This window comes from Geomobilimonas luticola, assembly GCF_018476905.1.
GTDB lineage: Bacteria > Desulfobacterota > Desulfuromonadia > Geobacterales > Geobacteraceae > Geomobilimonas > Geomobilimonas luticola.
The window spans coordinates 235,037-251,722 of record NZ_JAHCVK010000002.1 but is presented as its reverse complement, the minus strand read 5'-3'; the positions used below and the strand labels follow the sequence as shown (position 1 = coordinate 251,722).

The window sequence follows — 16,686 nt, the reverse complement described above, 5'->3', positions numbered from 1 at the left end:
CTTTTGGGGAATGATATGATCTTCAATGATACTTTCAAGAGCAACGACAACGTTATCGTCAAGGACCGGCAGTTCTTCCAGAACCTTAAGACGCGCATCCATAGACGACTTATCGACAAGCTCGATCTCAGCAAGCTCGAACAACTCGGCAATGGCGACATGGGCAAGGAGATCAAGTACGTCATCGAAGCGTTGATCGCGGAAGACGGCGTCCCGTTGAACCAGACCGAGAGGGAACATCTCATTGTCGAGATCCAGCACGAGACCTTCGGCCTGGGCCCGCTCGAACCGCTCCTCGCCGACCCGGAAATTTCCGACATCCTGGTCAACAACAGTTCTCAGGTCTACATCGAAAAATTCGGCAAGCTCATAAAGACAGATGTCTACTTCCGGGACGATGTACACCTCTTGCAGATTATCGAGCGGATCGTCTCGAAAGTCGGCCGCAGGATTGACGAATCGTCCCCCTATGTGGACGCACGACTTCCCGACGGCTCGCGTGTCAATGCCATCATCCCCCCCCTCGCCCTTGACGGACCGGTTCTGTCCATACGGCGTTTCGGGCTCGAACCGCTCAGGATAGGTGACCTGATCAGGAATGGCTCCCTTGACGAAAGGATGCACCTGGTTCTGGAAGGGGCGGTCAAGACGCGTCACAACATTCTGATCTCTGGTGGTACCGGTACGGGCAAGACAACCCTTCTGAACGTTCTCTCGGAATTCATTCCCTATAACGAGCGGGTTGTTACCATTGAGGACTCGGCCGAGCTGCATCTCAAGCAGGAGCATGTGGTCAGGCTTGAAACGAGGCCCCCCAACATAGAGGGAAGAGGTGAAGTGACCCAGCGGGACCTGGTTCGTAATGCCCTGAGGATGAGGCCGGACAGGATCATCCTTGGCGAGGTCCGCGGTGGTGAAGCTCTCGACATGCTGCAGGCCATGAACACCGGCCATGACGGCTCGCTCTCTACCGTCCACTCCAACTCAACCAGGGACGCCCTGGCCCGCATCGAAACGATGGTGCTCATGGCAGGCATGGATCTTCCGGAGCGTGCCATCCGGGAACAGGTTGCCGCAGCGCTCAACATTGTCGTCCAGCTCGTCAGGCTCTCCGATGGTACGCGAAAGGTGGTAAAGCTTTCCGAGATTACCGGCATGGAAGGTAACACCATTGTCATGCACGACGTGTTTGTCTTCAACCAGAAAGGTATCGACAAGGAAGGCAGAGTAGTAGGCGAATACCGTGCCACCGGGGTACGGCCTCTTTTCGCGGAGCGTTTCAAAATCTACGGATACGAACTGCCGCCGGATGTATTCGAAACCGGGAGATAGCGGATGCAACTGATAATCCTTTTTACATTCCTCGCGGTATTTTCCATCCTGGCAGCTGTTTTCCTGGGTACTGCGGAATATCGCCAATCCCCCAAGTTCGACCTGAAGCGCAGATTGCGGCGTATGGCCAAGGAAAGAAAAGCCGAGAGCATGTCCGAGGGCCTCCGCTCCGAGATTCTCAAGGAAGTGCCTCCATTCGACAAGTTTCTCACGCACATTCCGTACCTGAATAATCTCGACAAGCGACTCGATCATGCCGGCCTTAAGATTTCCACCTCCCGGTTCCTGCTCATCGTTATTGCAATCGTTGTCTTTGGTTTTCTCTTCTGCTTCCTGATTACCAAGATGTTCTGGTTCAGCCTGCTCTTCGTGCTTCTCCTTATCGCGGCACCTCCCATATACCTGGAAATCCTGAAGCAGAAGCGTATCGAGACCTTCACCGAACTGTTCCCGGAAGCACTGACGATGATCGCGCGGTCGCTCCGGGCGGGCCATTCGTTCACGAGCGCCATCCAGCTCATCGGTCAGGAGATAGCCGACCCCGTCGGCGACCTGTTTAAAACCGCCTATGATCAGCAGCAACTCGGACTGAGAATTACCGACACCCTCGACAACATGAATGAACGGATGGATTCACTCGATCTCAGGTTCTTCACCACGGCAATCGGAATCAACATCGAGGTGGGGGGGAACCTTGCCGAAATCCTCGACAACCTCTCCCAAACTATCAGGGAACGATTGCGCATCCGGCGGCAGATTCAGGTGTATACCGCCCAGGGCCGTTTGTCGGGATACGTACTCGCTGCCCTGCCGCTGGCAACCTTTGTCATTTTCCAGTTCCTGCTCCCCAGTTATGAACGGGTCATGCTGGAAGAAGACATGGGAAGATACGCTCTCATGCTGGCAGTGTTCATGCAGGTGATTGGCTTCCTGTTCATCAGGAAGATCATCAACATTCGGATTTAGGGGCTCCCATGCTCTACGTTATTACGGCAGCAGTATTCTTATCCATCGCGCTTCTCACGTGGGCTCTGCTCTACCCGACCATCTCCCGCAGAAGCATGGTTATGGAGAGGCTCGAAAAGTTCGGCGAAAAAGAACGGATACAACCACTGGTCGAAGACCGCAAGAAAAAATGGCAGGAGTTTGTTGAGCAAGCGGGGGCAGCCATTCCCCTTTCAGACAAAGAGCAGTCAAAATATACCCAGTTGCTGGTGGCCGCAGGTTACGGGAAAGGAAGTGTCTACGCCTTCATGGGAAGCAAACTTCTGCTTGCCGCCCTGCTGCCGTTCGTGTTCGTTCTCTTTTATGTCGTTCCGACGGGAAAATACGCAGACCCCATGTCGCTTTTATTACTGGTATCGATGGCAATCATTGGCTTCCTGCTTCCAAGTTACTGGCTCTATCGGAAAGTAAACAGACGAAAAGAACAGATATTCCACACACTGCCCGACCTCCTCGACCTGATCACCGTCAGTGTCGAAGCTGGGCTGAGTATGGACGCCGCCCTCATCAGAGCGACGGAAACACCCCAGTTCGCCAACGACCCGCTGGCCATGGAGATACGAAACGCTTCACGGGAAACACGTGCGGGAAAACCGAGGATCGAGGCATTGAAAGACATGGCGGAAAGGACAATGGTGGATGACGTGAAGGCCTTCGTCACCATGTTGGCCCAGACGGAGCGGTTCGGAACGAGCCTTTCCCAGGCATTGCGGGTGCATGCTGATTCTCTGCGGACCAAAAGGCGGCAGATTGCCGAGGAGGCTGCGGCCAAAACCGCCATCAAACTCCTCTTCCCCCTGGCCTTCTTCGTCTTCCCGGCATTGCTGGTCGTCATTCTCGGGCCGGCATTTATTCAGATAAGCAAGGTTTTAACCAAGCAGTAGCCTGTTATTTTTTGTGTTTGTGCCATTAACAGAAAGGAGGGCAACATCATGATTGATTTTCATGCAATAGTGCTGATGATTATCGCGGTAGAACTGGCCCTGATTTATGTCAAGCTTGGGAAGAAGTAGTAGTGACCCACCCCGGCCATGCACAAGCAGGATTGCATGGCCGGGGTGACAAGGCAGGTGCAATGAAAGCTGTCAATTGTACAACCGGGAATACATTAGCAGACGATGTGTCAATAGCCGACACCCTTTTCACACGAATGAAAGGACTGCTCGGCAGAAGCGACCTTCCCTCCGGCAAGGGTTTGTTGATAAGGCCATGCAAGGGAGTTCATACCTTCTGCATGCAGTTCCCGATAGATGTAATTTTTCTCGACAAGGCTAATCGTGTCATTTCCCTTGCAGAGGGTCTTCAACCGAATCGCATGACGAAAGTGCTGCAGGGTGCAACCAGCGTGATCGAACTGCCTGCCGGGACTCTTTCAACAACAAACACATCTGTTGGAGACGAGGTTGTAATTGCGTGAACGCTTCAGCCGCGATACCGTTTTAACCCTATTGGGACTTTTCTTCCTGACCGTCGCAACTCGCATTCCCTTTACCAGCAAATTCCTCTATCACATTGATTCCGTGAATTATGCCCTGGCACTTGAGCGTTACGACATAACCGTTCATCAACCCCACCCTCCCGGTTATTTCCTCTACGTCATGCTCGGCAGACTTTTCTATCTATTCATTGGCGATGCCAATGCAGCCCTGGTCACCATGAGTATCGTCTTCAGCGGTCTGACCGTCGTCGTAATCTACCTGCTCACAGAAGATATGTATGACAGTAAAACGGGGGGCATCGCTGCATGCTTCGCCATTACCAGCCCCAATCTCTGGTTTCACGGCGAAGTAGCCCTTTCCTACGGAATTGAAGCCTTCTTCAGCGCTCTCGTGGGATGGTTCTGCTGGAAGCTTTATACGGGAAGATACCAGTACATCTGGATTTCAGTGCTTGCGTTGGGAATTGCAGGTGGCATACGCCAGAATACCGTCGTTTTTCTCTTCCCTCTCTGGTTGTTTGCCGTGAGAAAAGCACCCCTACGGAAAATTATCGCGTCAATAGGACTTTTAGGGGTCGTTTGCTTCAGCTGGTTTGCCCCCATGGTCAACATGACGGGCGGATGGAACGCCTACACAGGGGCATTTAGAGAGCTGATGGAATTTACCACCCGGCATAATTCAGTTTTTGATCGCGGGTGGGTTGCCTTCAAACTCTATTCACAAACGCTCTATGACTTTACAATTTACAGCGCCGGTTCAGGCATTCTGGCAATAGGGTTTGCCGCTTACGTTCGTTTACGTAAGAAAACGCCGCAAGCAACCTCCGGAAGCAACGTTTGTTTGTTTATTGCAGCGTGGTCGCTTCCTTCTTTCATTTTCTACCTTCTTATTTTCATCCACCCAGCCAACCCAGGATATGCACTCATTTTTACCCCCCCCCTGCTGGTCATTTCTGCCAGTGCCACGGTATATATGTGCAAAGAACTCCATAGACTCGTCGACCATGATATCACCGCAGCACTAATCTTAGTTCTGTTACTGATCAACACCGGTGTATTCATGTATTCGTCCTATATGATTTCTTGGAAAACAATCAAAAATCATGACAGGGACATAGAACTTATGGTGGAAGATATGCGTTCGTTCGATCCCAACACCACTGTTTTCATAGGCAACAACTATGTTTTTTATGGATTCAGACAGATAATGTACTACCTCCCCCAATACAGAACCTATCAAGCCAATGCATCCAAATCACCTTCGGGGAAAAGACGTATTATCTTCTGTGGTTTCAACAGAGACACCTATTTGTCAGAAAAAATACAACTACCAACGAATATACACAACATAGCCACTGTTCTGGTTGGAGATGACCGTAAACAGGTCGACAGTTATAAAAGCATAGTCATTAGACAAGTACTTCCGCATATTGCTGTAGCTTCTGGACCTGTTGGCGTAATGGGAAAGATTTATCCTAACATGACTATTATCCAAGACGGATGCGTTGACTGACTTATGCACGCAACAACATTTATTAAATTCGAGCACTCCAACATCCACAATTCCAACAATTACTTTGTTGAATTTATCGTCGTCAGTTTGTGTCTTTGCCTGACTGCCAGTTACTGTATCATGCCGCTAATTATACACCAGTCACTCCCTTACAGCCACGATATGCTATTTCATGTTTTCCAGGCCGATCAGTTCAGTCGGGGAATCGCAGGAGGAAGTCTCTATCCGCGATGGATGGCCGATGCCAATGAAGGCCTTGGTAGTCCTACTTTTATCTTTTATTCACCCTTTAGCTACTACATAGTTGCTATAATCCATTTGGTTGTTCCATCTTTCAGAGAATCAATGACCATTGCAATATGGTTCAGCTTTTTCCTTTCCGGTTTGACGATGTATGCGGCAGTGCGCAAGACCTGCGGTAAAGATGCCAGCCTCTTGTGCGCAATTATTTATCAGATACTGCCGTTCCATCTTCTAGATCTGTATGCCCGTGGTACATTTGCGGAACTTTACGCATATGTCTGGGGACCCCTCGTCTTGCTATCGTTGTTGCAAATTCATCATGCAAAAAAGCCTTTCTGGCCTTTAATTGGATTAAGTGCCTCCTTCTCAGGTTTGATACTTACACACCTTGTCACTGGTTACATGTTGACGTGCGCAATTGGACTGTACATAGTTTATGTATTGATCACTCAAAAAGAACGACAATTCCCTCTTTTCAGTGCTCTTGGGGTCATTATTGGCTTTGGAATCTCGTCGTTCTATATGATTCCTGTCATCTTCGAACGCATCTACGTACATATCGATTACATCACCAAATGTACAGTTTGCGACTACACCAAAAATTTCATTTTCGATCTAAATAACATCAGTGATAGATTTTACCAGTGGCTACATATTTCTGTAACAATAGAACTAACTGTTTTTTCGTTGATTGCTTCCAAATTTTTCAATAAATATGAGCTTAACTGCCAACAATCAAAGCAAGGTTTACTTTGTTGCGCCCCGTTCATTCTCTCTTTCTTTCTTACAACTCCTATCTCTGCACCTATTTGGCTGTTTATACCGGGTTTCCCGTCTTTACAGTTTCCATGGAGATGGATTCTACTAATGGAGCTTTTTTTCTGTACAACTATCGCCAGTTACTTTAACAGAATGCAATTTTCAAAATACAGAGTGTATCTCCTTACATTCATCCCCCTCGCTATCATATCGGCAACAATAATATTTAAAGCAAGCCTGTTTCATAAGGAACTAATTACCTCTCTAGAAAATCCCATTCAAAATAGTAAAAATACAATAGCATGGGAATATGTCCCTATTTGGGCTTCCGCTCCAAGGCAAACCATCATGAATAGTGGGAAAGAAAAGATGGGGGTAATCTCTGGCAATGCTTCAGTCCGCATAACTGAGTGGCACCCAGAAAAGCGAGAGGGCTACGTTGATGCAGCAACCTGCTCAAAGATCAAAGTATCAACATTTTATTATCCGGGATGGAAATTGTTTGTCGATGGGAAAGAGACATCCTTGAATATTCAAGACCGGTCAGGATTGATGATGTTCGACGTCCCCCAAGGGAAACATGAATTTGTAATAGTTTTCACTGACACAGAGCTGAGACGGACCGCAAAAATCATATCCGTTATAGCTTTAATCATGGTAATGTGCTTTGCAATTTTCGTCACATTACATAGCGCTATTGTCAGATCTCTATCCAAATAAAGGCGTCATTAACAATGGAAATTACACCACAAACAAAGAATCACTATCTCCCTTCCATCGCCGACTTACTATTTTTCACGATTCTTTTCTATCTCTCCTTCTATAGTAAGTCGGATATGCTTGGCGATGGCGACACGGGGTATCACATACGTGCCGGAGAGTACATTATCAATACTCTGACAATACCCACGCACGACATGTTCTCTTTCCACGCCCCTCCCCTCCTCTGGACTGCCCATGAATGGCTGTCCGAAGTGATTATGGCAGCTATCCATAACGCATTCGGCCTCACCGGCATCGTTGTATTCTTCTCGTTTCTTCTGTCTCTGGCACATTATCTCCTGTTCAGGATACTCCGTGGCTACAAATCCAACATTCTCTGGGCTATAGCCATCATCGTTCTCGTCATAGGCTCGTCACTGATACACTGGCTGGCAAGGCCCCACATATTTTCTCTCCTGCTGATGATCATCTGGTACTATCTACTAGAATCCTGGCATTATGGCCGGATGAACCGTCTCCATCTTCTTCCTTTTATCATGCTGCTCTGGGTGAACCTGCATGGTGGTTTCCTGGGCGGATTCATGCTGCTCGGCGCATACCTTGTCGGCAATCTCGTCAACATGCTGACTGCCTCCCCACCCGAGCGGGGCCACTACTGGCAAAAATGCAGGCAACTCGTTCTGACGACCGGAATCTGCCTTCTAGCCTGCCTCGTTAACCCCTACGGCTACCACATCCTTCTCTTTCCATTCAAACTTGTCTCCGACAAATACATCATGGATCACGTTACGGAATTTCTTTCCCCGAATTTTCACGAACGTATGCCATTCAAGTACCTGCTGTTTCTGTTGATTACCCTTTTCGCCGTCACAAAGAAACGCCTCGATGCGGCAGAACTCGTTCTGGTCCTGTTGTTTACCAATATGGCGCTCTATTCGGCACGCTACATACCTCTCTTTGCGCTTATTGTCGCACCGATTCTGACTCGCCAGGCCAGCTGGATACAGGATATTCCTGAGAACAGAATCACTCTGTTTTTTCGTAAAAGGGCAGAAAATATCTCCAAAATCGATGTATCTGTATCAGGATACATCTGGCCGTCAGCAGCAGTCCTCATAGTTGTCATTGCAGTGTTTTTCGGTAGAATACACCATACATTCGATGAAAAAACCAAACCGGTTGCCGCTGTCGAGTTCCTGCTGAAGGAAAAGATCGCTGGCAATATGTTCAACAATGATGAATTCGGTGATTATCTCATCTACCGCGCCTATCCTCAGTACAAGGTTTTTATCGACGGCAGGCTCGATATGTATGGAACTAACATAATGAAGGATTATTACAAAGTAATTAAGTTTGAACATGATTGGGAAAAGATCGTTAGCAAATACAGGATCACCTGGGTTTTTTTCGACTCTGATTCAACGTTATCGCGTTACCTTCTGAAAGACACTAACTGGAAACTTATCTACTCTGACAAAGTAGCAAGCATTTTCGTTAAGAATCTGCCTGAATACCGCAATCTGATTGAAAAGTACCCGTCCGTAACACCCTACATTCCCGAGGACACGCCCAATGCGCGCAGATGAAATTGACAAGATGCATCGTCTTGAAGAAAACCACTGGTGGTTTCAGGGAAAAAAACTCCTTGTAACCAGCTTTCTTGAGCGGGCGGGAGTCCAGGCGGGCAACTACCTCGACATCGGCTGCGGTACCGGCATGTTTCTCAATGAATTCGCACGGGTTGGAACAGGATTCGGCATAGATGTCTCCGAACAGGCTCTCCACTACTGTCGTGACAAGGTCAGGGCAAACCTGGTCAAGGCCAGTGGGGATAAGCTGCCGTTCAGGGATGGCGCGTTCACGTTCGTGTCGCTTCTGGACATAGTCGAGCACGCGCAGGATGATCTCGGCGTTCTGCGGGAAGCATTCCGTGTCTGCAGGCCGGGTGGCACGGTCATAGTAACGGTACCTGCCTTCAGTTTCCTCTGGGGTACCCACGACACGGCACACCACCATGTTCGGAGGTACACACGTTCAGGCCTGGCAGGTCTCGGTGCGGATGCCGGTTTTGTACTGGAGAGGATTTCATATACAAATTTTTTCATCTTCCTTCCGGTGCTCGTGCGGAGGCTCTCTTCTCGCGGCAAACCTGCTTCTACAGAATCGGATCTGAGGGAAACGCCAGCTTGGCTAAGCCGGCTGCTTATGACGCTTTACAAGATAGAGTCGTTATATCTCAAAACGGCCCGTCTGCCTTGGGGAGTTTCTCTCCTCATGGTGCTGAAGAAGCCGGCTGACTCATTCAGCTAGTGGTACATCCGGACATGAAGGGCAATGACATGAAACGTCAGAAGCCTCCACAACACCATAGAGAATCAATCGACCTGGGATGTGCAATCTTTTCGTCCCTGCTGTTTCACATCGTGCTGTTTCTCGTCCTTGCATCCACCTCTATCTTCTACCCGGCCGTGGGATCGGCAATGAGATTCGACTTCATCTGGCTGGACCCATCACTGACGCCAGCAACTAAACCGGAGCCATTAACCACTGAAGATAACGTTACGTCCCCATCCCTTGCGGTAACACGTGAAGCGCAGAAAGATGCAACTGAAAAACCTCTCGCCGAGCAGAAAAGTGAAGATATCAGCACCGAACCCCTACCCGCTGCTCCGGAACCACCTGACGCCCCCGTACGTGAGGACGATCCAGAACAGCAACTGGAGCTAGTACGTATCAAAGAAGCTATCAAGCCCCCAGTTCCAGCCCCGGTAAAACCGCTCCCCGCATCGAAACCAGCACCAGATCTCAAGGCCGAACGCGAACGGAGACTTGCCGAAGAAGAACGTTTAAAGGCCGCCAGAGCTGAGGCAGAGCGGTTGCGTGTTTCAGTCGAACGTTCCCGACGGGAGCATCTTGCACGGGAGAGGGCGGAGCAGTTGCGCAAGGAGTCTGAGCAGTTGGCTGCACTCAAGGCCGAGCAGGAACTGAAAGCCTCTGAGGAGGCACGAATAAAGGCTGATCAGGCAGAAGCAGAACGAGTGCGCGAGCTTGCCGAGCAAGCCAGGCAAGAAAGATTATCAAGAGAGCGAGCCGAACAGCAACGCAAAGCGAACGAACGGGAGGCAGCTCTTAAGATAGAACAGGAACGGATAGCAGCTGAAGAAGCGCAACTGCAAGCGGCGCAGGCAGAGGCAGACCGTTTGCGCCAGGCTGCGGAACGTGCCAGACAGGAACGAATGTCCCGTGAGAAAGCGGAGCAGAAGCGAAGGGCAGCCGAGCAGGCGGCACGATTGAAAGTTGCGCAGGAACAGAGAGAAGCAAAGGAAGCACAGTTGAAGGCAAAGCGGGAAGAAGCCGAACGACAGCACCAGGCGGCTGAACGAGCCCGGCAGGAGCGACAGGCACGGCAACGGGCAGAGGAGTTGCGCAACAAGGCTGAACAGGCGGCAAAGCTGAAGGCCGACCGGGAGCGGGAGGCTGCTGAGGACGCGCGTCAGAAGATTGCCCAGGAAGAGGCAGAGCGGTTACGCAGGGTCGCGGAACGTTCCCGGCAAGAACGCCTGGCGCGTGAACAGGCCGAAAAGCAGCGCAAGGCTGCCGAAATGGCAGCCGAACAGGAGCGAAGGTCTGTCGAAGAGGCGAGGCGAAACGCGGAAAATGAACGGCTGGCGCAGAAAAAGGCCCTTCTCGAAAAAGCGGCCGCCATGCACAAGGTTGCTGCAACTGAGACTGCACCGCAAAAAACATCGGCCAACCCGTCGTTGGAGAAAAATCAGGAGGTTCCCGTTGCCCGTGTTGTAAAAGCGTCGTCTGAACAGAAACCGGCTACACCGAAGCCTGAAAAAAAGGGAATCATTATCCCTGCGGTCCATGGTGACCTGAAACTGGTCGTGATCTGCAAATCCTCCCTGAAGATTGCCACCACCTTTCGTGCGTACCCGAAATCACGGCGAAACCGGCCGCAGACTTTGAACGAGGTTCGCCAGGAAAAGAACATAACTCCCCTGATGGTCACTCAAAGTGATGATACACGGGAAGCCATCATTGAAAGGTCACAGGAAGGGATTTATACTTTCATCGCGGAACCCGCAGATGAAACGACCCCGAAGTCGAACTTCGTCCTCAAGATATTCGAGTCGACCAGCAAGACCAGGACCCGTCCAATCGGTGACAAGACCGTGGTGGGAAAAACCGTCATCACCAAGGTACTCATGCCGGAAGGAATTCTCTGGGAAGACGAATCGGCATTTACCGGAAGCATCGAAGACTCAAGCAGTATCACCAAGTTCAATGCCGAAACCGGCCTGATCTGGAAGGAATTCAGCAATTAGGGCGCAAATCGCGCCCGGGGAGACCGCATGCACACTGAATTGTCCATCGTGATTGCCGCATTCAACGAAGAAGCGCGACTCCCCCTGACACTGCGTAAAATCCATGACTACGCGGCATCAAGAAACCTCACAACTGAAATCATCGTAGTCAACGACGGAAGTAGCGATGGCACAGCCGAACTTACCGAGACCTTATCCGGGGACATTCCAGAGCTGAAATTGATCAGCTACCCCCAGAACCGGGGGAAAGGGCACGCTCTGCGGACCGGCGTTCTCGCATCGCGAGGGGGACTTGTTCTTCTTACGGATGCCGATCTTTCCACTCCCATCGATGAACTTGAAACGCTCAGACCTTTTATAGACGTCGAATCCTGCCACATAGCGATCGGATCGCGGGCACTCGCCATGAGCAGAATCACAAAACGGCAGCCCTGGTGGCGTCAGGGAATGGGAAAGATATTCAACCGCATTGTGAAAGCCCTCGTCATCGACGATTACAGCGACACCCAATGCGGGTTCAAGCTATTCGAGGGGAAAACAGCCCGCAGCCTGTTCGCCAAGGCCCACATCGACCGGTTTGCCTATGACGTGGAAATTCTCGCGCTGGCCAAAAAGAACGGCTATCGTGTTGCCGAAGTGCCGATAGAATGGCTAAACGCGCCTGGCTCAAAGGTGCACCCTGTCAAGGATTCGCTACAGATGCTCAAGGATCTGTGCAGAATTCGCCTGACAATTGGCGCGCAGAACAGAACAACAGGCCACGACACCCCCAGGAATACCGCCATCTTACTCAAAACCGGTTTACCCGATGTCCTTGACATAAAAAAAGGATCAGTCGATTTTGACTGATCCTTGGCTATTCTGGAGGCGGCGAGCGGATTTGAACCGCTGAATGGAGCTTTTGCAGAGCTCTGCCTTACCACTTGGCTACGCCGCCGATTGTTCTCCATTTCCTGCGGTATCCGCGGCAAATGGAAGTAGCTTTATACACTTTTACGGCGACGCTGTCAACTTCTAAGATGGTCCCCTACCCTTCCACGAAATCAAGGTCTTTGGTGAAGGTTTCCTCCAGGTGGTACAACGCCCAGAGTGCAACCAGCATGCAGACGGAGCCTACCAGCAGGGAACCGCTTACAATGCCGAACTGCTGGCGAGCGAACTGGAAAAAGAGCGTTATGGGAACTACCATGCCACGGACGAAATTGGGAACCGTGGTGGCGACGGTTGCCCTGAGATTTGTGCCGAACTGTTCGGCGGCAATGGTAACGAAGATGGCCCAGTATCCGCTCGCAAAACCGAGAAGCGTGCAGACGCCGTAAAACATGCGGGGGGACTGACCGTTCTGGAGAAAATAGGCGACAATGCCGAAAACCGTCAGACCGAGAAACAGCATGACCACTTTTCGCCTGCTCTGCAGCAACTGACTAAGGACACCACTGGCAAAATCACCGAACACGAGTCCCAGATAGCAGAACATGACCGCATTGCCCGCTGAAACCGGACCTGTCACCATGAGGACTTTGGCGAACTCGGGAGAAAAGGTGATGAGGATGCCGACCACGAACCAGGTCGGCACGCCGATCATGATCGACTTCAGATACTTGGAGAAGCGCCGGCGGCTGGTGAAAAGGGAGAGGAAATTCCCCTTGCTGATCTGCCGGCTTTCGATTTCCCGGAACATGACAGACTCGCTGACGCTGATCCTGAGGATGAGAAGGACTAGGCCGAGCACACCGCCAATGAAGTAAGCGGTACGCCAGTCAAAGTGGCCCGCGACGAAATTTGCCATGATGGCGCCCGAAACCCCCACCGTTGCAACCACCATGGTGCCATAACCACGTATCTGCTTCGGCAGAATCTCGGCAACCAGCGTAATTCCGGCTCCCAACTCGCCAGCAAGCCCGACACCGGCGATGAAGCGCAGGGCCGCATAGGCTTCGATGGTGGTAACCATACCGTTTGCAATGTTGGCAAGCGAATAGAGGAAGATGGAGCCGAAAAGGATTTTCAGCCTCCCTTTTTTATCACCCAGTATGCCCCAGAGAATTCCACCCAGGAGCATACCGATCATCTGCATATTGAGAAGGAACACACCCTGGTCGATGAGCGACTGCCCTCGCAATCCAAGTGCCTTAAGGCTCGGTATCCGCACGATACTGAACAGCACAAGGTCGTATATATCGACAAAATAGCCGAGCGCGGCGACAATAACGGGAATGCTGACGACATGCCCCATTGTCGCGGAAAGGGCAGCGTCCCCACGATGCTGGAGATCATCCATGGTCAACCTCAAGAGAATTCATGCAGGAGGGGGCAATAACAATTACTTGGCTATGACACGCATGTATTTGACCAGATAATCGACACCCGACCATATGGTGATGATGGTGGCGATCCAGAGATAGAACATGCCGACGTTGTGCATATTGACATACAACCAGGGATGGTCGATGGAGAAAAACCAGCGATAGTCATAGTGAAGAAGAAGAGCGATGATGGCAACAAGCTGAAAAATGGTCTTGAATTTCCCCAGATCGCTGGCGGAGATGACGATTCCCTCGGTGGAGGCGATGCCACGCAGACCGGTTATGATGATCTCGCGACCGAGTATCACGAGCACCATCCAGGCAGGAACACGGCCATAGGGAAGAATCATGATGAGTGCCGCCATGACGATCAGTTTGTCGGCAATCGGGTCGAGGAATTTTCCGAAAACCGTGACAATTCCCATCCGGCGGGCAAGGTAACCGTCGAGCCAGTCGGTAATGGACGCCACGGCAAAGAGTGCCGCCGCCCAGAAACCAGCCTCCCGGGAAGGAGAGAGGAGGAGGACGGCCAGCACCGGGATCGCCGCGATACGGAGCAAGGTAAGAATGTTGGGGATGTTCCAGATGGGGCTACGGTTGTCCAGGAGCATGAAACATCCTTATTCAGCGACCATTGTAGGATTGTTTGTAACTGAGAACCTTGCTGACATAGTTTTGCGTTTCCGCATAGGGCGGCACGCCGCCATGCTGGGCCACTTTCGTCAATCCCGCATTGTAAGCGGCAAGGGCAAGCCGCTCATCCCCCTTGAATGTGGTAAGAAGGAATTTCAGATAACGGACGCCACCACGAATATTTTCCCTTGGATCAAAGCTGTTGCTGACTTTCAGATCCTGGGCTGTCTTCGGCATGAGCTGCATCAAACCACTCGCACCTTTACGGGAAACGGCATTGGGATCGTACCCTGATTCGGCATGAATAACCGCCTTTACGAGCGATTTATCCACCCCGAACTCCAGAGCACAGGCATTAATGATCGGATCGAATTCCTCGGGATTGCGGACACAGTTGGTCAGCTTGAAGTTGGTACGCAGTTTTCGATCTTTCTTTATGTCACGCATGAATATCTTGAAACGATGGTCGGTAGGTGCGTCGGTGAAATGGACAACGCCGCTGTCGTCTTCGTATCTGTAGATGTCGGCTGCCGACAGCACAGCGCTCCCGGACAGCAGCGCACATTGTGTCACTATGATTAGCAGCAGACTGGACCTGTTCACCCTGAATGCCTCCTTGTCTTTCTTCATGAATTCAGCTCATTTCACGTAATCCATTCAATTTATAGACCAAGTAACACCTATTGGCAAGGTCAAACTTCTCTCCACAAACGATAACACCTTAAAATGCCTTGACAAATTACGTGAGGGGGTAAATAATTCTCGCTCTTGACGACATCAAATCAGCATCTGACGAGGGGGACTCCATGAAGTTGGAAAGCGATTTTCTGGTCATAGGCAGCGGTATCGCCGGACTTTCATTTGCTTTGAGGGCAGCTGCCCACGGGAAGGTATCGCTGGTCACCAAGCGTGAAATTACCGAGTCGGCAACGAATTACGCCCAAGGCGGAATTGCTTCCGTTTTCTCGCAGGAAGACACGTTCGACGCCCACGTTGACGATACCCTGGTCGCCGGCGCCGGCATTTGCCACGAGGATGTGGTCCGCATGGTGGTCGAAGAAGGGCCTCAAACCATCCGCAACCTTATCGACTGGGGAGTTGAATTTACCACCAAGGGGGACAGCTATGACCTTACCCGGGAAGGAGGGCACAGTCAGCGGCGCATACTCCACGCCGACGACGTCACCGGGCGGGAAATCGAACGGGCACTCGTGGCGGCAGCTCGCGAGAACCCGAATATAACCATCTTTGAACACCACATAGGCATCGACCTTATCACCGAAGCCAAGATCGCCAAGAAACGCGTGAAACCGAATCGCTGTCTCGGCGCCCATGTCCTTGACATAGGGAGTGGCGCGGTGAAGACCTTCGCCGCCAAGATAACCCTGCTGGCCACTGGCGGCGCGGGCAAGGTCTATCTCTATACCTGTAACCCCGATGTCGCCACAGGCGACGGCGTTGCCATGGCCTACCGGGCAGGTGCAACCATCGCCAACATGGAGTTCATGCAGTTCCACCCCACCACCCTCTTCCATCCCCATGCAAAATCATTCTTGATCTCGGAAGCGGTCCGGGGCGAAGGGGCAATCCTGCGTCGTCGGGACGGTACCGCATTCATGGAGAAATATCATCACCTGAAGGATCTGGCCCCCCGCGACATCGTGGCGCGTGCCATTGACAACGAAATGAAAACCCACGGCGATGACTGTGTCTATCTGGATATCACTCACAAGGACCCGGAGTACGTCCGTAGCCGTTTTCCCAACATCTACCAGACCTGTCTCGAATACGGTCTCGACATGACAAAAGAGGGGCTGCCGGTCGTTCCGGCGGCCCACTACCTCTGCGGTGGCGTCGCCGTTGACCTGAACGCCGAAACCGATATCCAGCACCTCTATGCGATCGGTGAAGTGGCTTTTACCGGTCTCCACGGGGCAAACAGGCTGGCCAGCAACTCACTGCTCGAAGCGGCAGTCTACGCCGGACGTGCCTACAAACACGCCATAGAGCAACTCGGCACCAACCATTTCGATTTTCCCGAAATCCCCGTGTGGGACGCCAGTACCGCCACAAACAGCGATGAAATGGTGGTGGTTTCCCAGAACTGGGATGAAATTCGCCGTTTCATGTGGAATTACGTCGGCATCGTCCGTTCCACAAAACGTCTCGAACGGGCCTTGAACAGGATCAAGTTGATCCAGGAAGAAATCGACGACTATTACTGGGACTTCATCATCACCTCCGATCTCATCGAACTGCGCAATATCGCCACCGTAGCAGAACTGATCGTGCGCTGCGCCCAGAACCGCAAGGAATCCCGTGGACTGCATTACAACATCGATTATCCGGAACGGGACGATGTTCACTGCAAGAAGGACACTTTCATCAAGAAAAATTTCTGAG

At 51.3% G+C, this 16,686-nt stretch carries 14 protein-coding genes and 1 tRNA gene; 11 read left to right on the top strand and 4 right to left on the bottom strand.

What is annotated here, in order from left to right:
* The first annotated feature begins 15 nt into the window (after positions 1–15).
* The 10 genes from KI810_RS07805 to KI810_RS07760 all read left to right on the top strand — a co-directional run bounded on the left by KI810_RS07805 (position 16) and on the right by KI810_RS07760 (position 12,193).
* Positions 16–1,332 carry a TadA family conjugal transfer-associated ATPase gene (locus KI810_RS07805; RefSeq protein WP_214174948.1) on the top strand — a complete coding sequence of 439 codons (1,317 nt, stop codon included), beginning with the start codon at positions 16–18 and terminating at the stop codon, positions 1,330–1,332.
* Between the two features lie 3 nt (positions 1,333–1,335).
* A complete protein-coding gene (locus tag KI810_RS07800; RefSeq protein WP_214174947.1) occupies positions 1,336–2,298 on the top strand; it encodes a type II secretion system F family protein in 963 nt (320 codons plus the stop codon).
* Between the two features lie 8 nt (positions 2,299–2,306).
* On the top strand, positions 2,307–3,221 hold the full coding sequence (locus KI810_RS07795) for a type II secretion system F family protein (RefSeq protein ID WP_214174946.1): 915 nt from the start codon (positions 2,307–2,309) through the stop codon (positions 3,219–3,221).
* A 131-nt stretch (positions 3,222–3,352) separates the two neighbouring features.
* Positions 3,353–3,754: a DUF192 domain-containing protein gene (locus KI810_RS07790; protein ID WP_343213482.1), complete on the top strand. Its 402-nt coding sequence runs from the start codon at positions 3,353–3,355 to the stop codon at positions 3,752–3,754.
* Complete coding sequence (locus KI810_RS07785; RefSeq protein WP_214174945.1) at positions 3,747–5,288, top strand: ArnT family glycosyltransferase; 1,542 nt, start codon at positions 3,747–3,749, stop codon at positions 5,286–5,288. Before KI810_RS07790 ends, KI810_RS07785 begins: the two co-directional genes overlap by 8 nt.
* Positions 5,289–5,291: 3 nt before the next feature.
* Positions 5,292–7,010, top strand: coding sequence for a 6-pyruvoyl-tetrahydropterin synthase-related protein (locus tag KI810_RS07780; protein ID WP_214174944.1), 1,719 nt, complete (start codon positions 5,292–5,294; stop codon positions 7,008–7,010).
* A 14-nt stretch (positions 7,011–7,024) separates the two neighbouring features.
* Positions 7,025–8,599 (top strand): hypothetical protein, encoded by a 1,575-nt coding sequence (locus KI810_RS07775; protein WP_214174943.1) that lies wholly within the window; start codon positions 7,025–7,027, stop codon positions 8,597–8,599.
* Positions 8,586–9,323 carry a class I SAM-dependent methyltransferase gene (locus tag KI810_RS07770; protein WP_214174942.1) on the top strand — a complete coding sequence of 246 codons (738 nt, stop codon included), beginning with the start codon at positions 8,586–8,588 and terminating at the stop codon, positions 9,321–9,323. The genes KI810_RS07775 and KI810_RS07770 overlap by 14 nt, the downstream gene beginning before the upstream one ends.
* Before the next feature lie 29 nt (positions 9,324–9,352).
* The gene (locus tag KI810_RS07765; RefSeq protein WP_214174941.1) at positions 9,353–11,344 is read left to right on the top strand and encodes a hypothetical protein; all 1,992 of its coding nucleotides are present in this window, start codon (positions 9,353–9,355) and stop codon (positions 11,342–11,344) included.
* Positions 11,345–11,371: 27 nt separating this feature from the next.
* The gene (locus KI810_RS07760; RefSeq protein WP_214174940.1) at positions 11,372–12,193 is read left to right on the top strand and encodes a dolichyl-phosphate beta-glucosyltransferase; all 822 of its coding nucleotides are present in this window, start codon (positions 11,372–11,374) and stop codon (positions 12,191–12,193) included.
* A gap of 13 nt (positions 12,194–12,206) precedes the next feature.
* Here the strand turns inward: KI810_RS07760 and KI810_RS07755 are convergent.
* The 4 genes from KI810_RS07755 to KI810_RS07740 form a co-directional block, all read right to left on the bottom strand.
* Positions 12,207–12,281, bottom strand: a tRNA-Cys gene (locus KI810_RS07755).
* 90 nt (positions 12,282–12,371) lie between these two features.
* Complete coding sequence (locus KI810_RS07750; protein ID WP_246525372.1) at positions 12,372–13,625, bottom strand: MFS transporter; 1,254 nt, start codon at positions 13,623–13,625, stop codon at positions 12,372–12,374.
* Between the two features lie 42 nt (positions 13,626–13,667).
* Positions 13,668–14,261, bottom strand: a complete 594-nt coding sequence (gene pgsA / locus KI810_RS07745) for a CDP-diacylglycerol--glycerol-3-phosphate 3-phosphatidyltransferase (RefSeq protein ID WP_214174939.1) — start codon at positions 14,259–14,261, stop codon at positions 13,668–13,670.
* Between the two features lie 13 nt (positions 14,262–14,274).
* Positions 14,275–14,913, bottom strand: a complete 639-nt coding sequence (locus tag KI810_RS07740; protein ID WP_214174938.1) for a lytic transglycosylase domain-containing protein — start codon at positions 14,911–14,913, stop codon at positions 14,275–14,277.
* Between the two features lie 176 nt (positions 14,914–15,089).
* Here KI810_RS07740 and nadB point away from each other — a divergent pair, with 176 nt between their 5' ends.
* Positions 15,090–16,685 (top strand): L-aspartate oxidase, encoded by a 1,596-nt coding sequence (gene nadB, locus KI810_RS07735; protein ID WP_214174937.1) that lies wholly within the window; start codon positions 15,090–15,092, stop codon positions 16,683–16,685.
* Position 16,686: the final 1 nt, after the last annotated feature.